Origin of the sequence: Geodermatophilus sp. YIM 151500 (assembly GCF_025716945.1) — a bacterium.
In the GTDB taxonomy this organism is placed as follows: Bacteria; Actinomycetota; Actinomycetes; order Mycobacteriales; family Geodermatophilaceae; genus YIM-151500.
In genome coordinates, this window is record NZ_JAOVZT010000032.1 from 1 (window position 1) to 3,958 (window position 3,958).

2 protein-coding genes are annotated in these 3,958 nt (G+C 74.8%); both read left to right on the forward strand.

Going from position 1 to position 3,958, the window contains the following annotated elements; genetic code table 11:
- The coding region (locus OF117_RS21990; protein WP_263554993.1) for a serine/threonine-protein kinase at positions 1-1,883 on the forward strand (1,883 nt) is incomplete at its 5' end.
- 198 nt (positions 1,884-2,081) lie between these two features.
- On the forward strand, positions 2,082-3,824 hold the full coding sequence (locus OF117_RS21995) for a zinc ribbon domain-containing protein (protein WP_263554994.1): 1,743 nt from the start codon (positions 2,082-2,084) through the stop codon (positions 3,822-3,824).
- The last annotated feature ends 134 nt before the right edge of the window (positions 3,825-3,958 follow it).

Consider the following 3,958-nt stretch of genomic DNA (forward strand, 5'->3'; position numbering starts at 1 on the left):
TCTACCTCACGGATTTCGGCCTCACCAAGCGCACGGCCGACCTGTCGGGCGGGCTGACCGCCACCGGGCACTTCCTGGGCACCGTCGACTACGTCTCGCCCGAGCAGATCCAGGGCAAGCCGCTGGGGCCCGGCACGGACATCTACGCGCTGGGTTGCGTGCTCTACGAGTGCCTGACGGGCCAGCTGCCCTTCCGCCGGGACGACGACGCCGCGCTGCTGTGGGCGCACCTGGTCGAGGCGCCGCAGCCGGTCACCGGGATCCGCCCCGAGCTCCCCCCGGCCGTCAACGCCGTGGTCGCCCGGGCCATGGCGAAGGACCCCGCCGACCGGTACCAGTCGTGCGAGGAACTGCTGCACGACCTCGAGCCGGCCCTCGGTCTGCCGGCGCCGGTGTCCCCGTCGCAGAGCCGGGAGACCGCCGACGGCCGAGACGGCACCGGACCCGACGGGTCAGCACGGGGGACGGACGCGGCCTCGACGGTCGCTGACGACCGACCGGCGCTCTCGATCCCGACGGCGGCGTGGCGCCCTCCGCCGGACGAGGCCACGCGGGCATCCGCTTCCGTCGGGCCACCGGCTCCCGCGGGTCCGGTCGCGGCCCCGGTCGTCGGCCCGGACGACACCGCCGCGCGGGCCGACCCGCCCACCGGGGCGGAGGTCGTGGCGCCCGCCGCTGCCGGCACGTCCGGCCGGGTGCCCGAGCCCCGCTCCGGCGAACGACCCGGTGGCGTCCCGTCGGAGGCCCCGCCTTCCCAGCCGCCGTCCGCGCCTCCGCCGACGGAGCCGTCGAAGCGGGCACGGGGACCGCGACGCCGACCGGCGCTGCTCGTGCTCGGGCTGGTGCTGCTGGTGGTGGGGGTCGGCCTGATCGGCTTCCTGGCCCTGCGACCGGACAGCGGGCCGCGGGCGGACCCGGCGCCGACGACCCCGGCGGCCTCCGCACCGGCTCCCCCGACGGAAGTGGCACCGGCGGTCCCGATCCCGTCGATCGGGTCGACCATCCCGGTCGGGGACACCCCGGGCTTCGTCGCTGCCGCGCCCAACGGCCGGCAGCTCTACGTCGCCAACCGCGAGGCCGGCGTGGTCACAGTCGTCGACACGGCCGTGGACCAGGTGACGGCGACCATCCCCATCAGCGCCGGCCCGCCTCAGTTCATCGCGTTCAGCCCTGACGGCCGCAAGGCGTACGTGAGCGTGTGGGACGACGCCCGGACCATCGCGACGGTCATCGTCCTGGACACGACGACGAACGCGGTCGCGGCGACCATCCCCGTGGAGACCCGCCCGTACCTGTCGGCGGTGTCCCCCGACGGGGGGTGGGTGTACGTCCCCAACCACGACACCGGGACCGTGTCGGTGATCGACGCCTCGACCGACGAGCTGATCACGAGCTTCGCGGTGCCGGCCAACCCGCACTGGGTCGCCTTCACGCCGGACGGCTCGACCGCCTACACCGCCAACCACGAGTCGAACCTCGTCGCCGCGATCGACCCCTCCAACAACACGGTCGTCGCGGAGATCCCGGTACCGGCCAGTCCGCACAGCATCGCCGTGCACCCGACCCGGCCGCTGGCCATCGTGGCGAGCTACGACGCCGACTCGGCGTCCGTGATCGACACGGGCACCAACAAGGTGATCGCGACCATCCCGGTCGGCCTGGAACCGCAGCACGCCGCCTGGTCGGCGGACGGCCGGTTCGCCTACATCACCAACAACGGCGACGACACGGTGTCGGTCATCGACGCCGACGCCCTCGCGGTCACGGCCACCATCCCCACCGGCTCGTCGCCCACCTCCGTGGCGGTCCTGCCCGACGGCAGCAGGGGCTACGTCAGCGAGCTCCGCGAGGGCACGCTGACCGTGTTGAACCTGGCGGGTTGAGGCAAGAACCCCGCAGACGTCCCCGGTCCGGCGGGGCCCACGGTCCGCGCGGATGACCCGGAAAAGTGTTCGTGACATCGGCTCGAACAGGGGGAACCGGATCGGTTGACACGCCGTGACGGGGGGTCTTGCATTGAGCTCCCCGAGCAGCCTCCACGACCGGCTCTCCATCGTGCCGTGGCCCCATACGGAGTGCACATGAGCGGTCACAGCCGCCGGATCCCCTTCGTCGTCGCCCTCACCACCGCCGTGCTCGTGGTCGGCGCAGGTCCGGCCGCAGCGCACGAGCACCCCACGCCCATCGAGCGGGCCGCCCCCGGCGTCGTGTTCGTGGAGGCGCGCGCCGAGGTCGAGGTCTCCCTCGTGGAGCACCTGCAGAGCGACCCCGAGGGCATCCACATCAGGATCATCCAGAGCACCTCCAGACCGGTGCTCGCCTCCGCCAGCGGCTTCGTGGTCGACCCGACGGGCGCCATCGTGACCACCGGTGCCATCACGGAGGCCGACCTCGAAGAGGCCGCGGTCTACGCCGTCAACCAGGCCTTCAAGTCGCGCTACGGGGACGCGGCCCCCCTGGACAGCGGCTCGTCCGCCCGGCAGCGGATCGGAGCCCCGGAGGACCGGCTGCAGCAGCGGCTGGAGGCCTGCTACCCGCCGCACACCACGAACGACGCCGGCGGCTGCGTCGTCCGGGTCACCCCGACCTACGTCGTCTACCCGTTCGTCACCTCGCAGGAGGAGTTCGGGCAGCTGGAGGCAGAACTCCTCCCCGCCAGCACGCCGGACGTCGCCGTCCTCCGCGTGCGGGGGGCGAACGGCATGCCGACGGTGGCCCTCGGTGAGTCGACGGAGGGCTCACGGGCGCTGGGCGCGCTCGGGTTCACGGGCATTCCCGGCAACCAGCAGTCCCTCCAGGCGATCAACACCCACCTCGACGTCCCCGGGGGCAGCGTGCTCCAGACGGCCGACCTCACCGAGGAGGAGACGGCGGACGCCGCCCGGCTGGCCGAGGGACTGACGGCGGGGATGCACGGCGGACCGCTCGTCGCCGAGAACGGGCAGGTCGTCGGTTTCCTCAAGCCCGAGGCGGACTCCGGGCCGCCGCCGGCCACGGCGGGCCGGGTCGTCGACGCGGTGGCCATCCGCGAGGTGCTGGACGCGGAGGGGATCACGCCGCGCCGGGGTCCGGCGGACTCCAACTTCGAAGCGGCGATGCACGCGTTCAAGAACGGGGGCTTCGCCGCCTCGATCCCCGCCTTGCAGCAGACCCTCGCGCTGTTCCCGGGGCACACCATGGCCTCGGAGAACCTGGCCGTCGCCGAGCAGAACGTCGCCGACGGCAACCCGGGGGAGGCCCCGGCGCCGCTCGGGAACGCGACGGCCGACAGCGGCGGGAGCGGATTCCCCTGGGCCGTGGTGCTGATCGTCGTCGCGGTCGCGCTGGTGCTCGCGGTCGCCGCCGCGCTGGTCCTCCGCCGGCGGCGCTCCGCCGCCGGCCCGGACTCCGCCGCGGACGGTCTGCCCCCGCGGCCGGGGCCGGGCGGGCCACCGGAGGGTCGGCCCGCCGCGCCGGTCCCGGCGGCGGCCGGACGACGCGAGCGCCAGCCGGTGCCCAGCGGGGCGCCCAGCGCCGCGTCCGGCGCGGTGTCGGTCCTCGAGGGGAGCGGCTCGGGCCGGGGGGTGGCGGGGTCGCCCAGGCGGGCCGAGCCGGCGGCGGCGACGTCCGCGCCGTCCCGGTCGGGGCCCGGGCAGCGGGCGGCAGCCGCGGTCGCCGACAGTTCGCACCGGGCGTCGCGCGCCACGGCGGCGCCGTCCTCGCCCCGCCGCGACACCACGTACGCGTCGGTCGCCGAGGGACGCAACGCGTTCTGCACCTCGTGTGGAGCGCGGCTGCGGCCCGACGACCGGTTCTGCGGCCGGTGCGGCGGAGCCACGGGGTGAGCCGTCGGGACGTCGTAGGCCGAACGAGGCGGTCGACATGACGATCCACCAACCGGGCGCCGAGATCGCCGGCTACCGCATCGAGTCCGTCATCGGCCGCGGTGGCATGGCGGTGGTCTACCGCGCGGAGGACC

Coding starts and splice junctions, on each gene's coding strand:
- OF117_RS21995 (WP_263554994.1), top strand. CDS start 2,082: ATGAGCGGTCACAGCCGCCGGATCCCCTTCGTCGTCGCCCTCACCACC.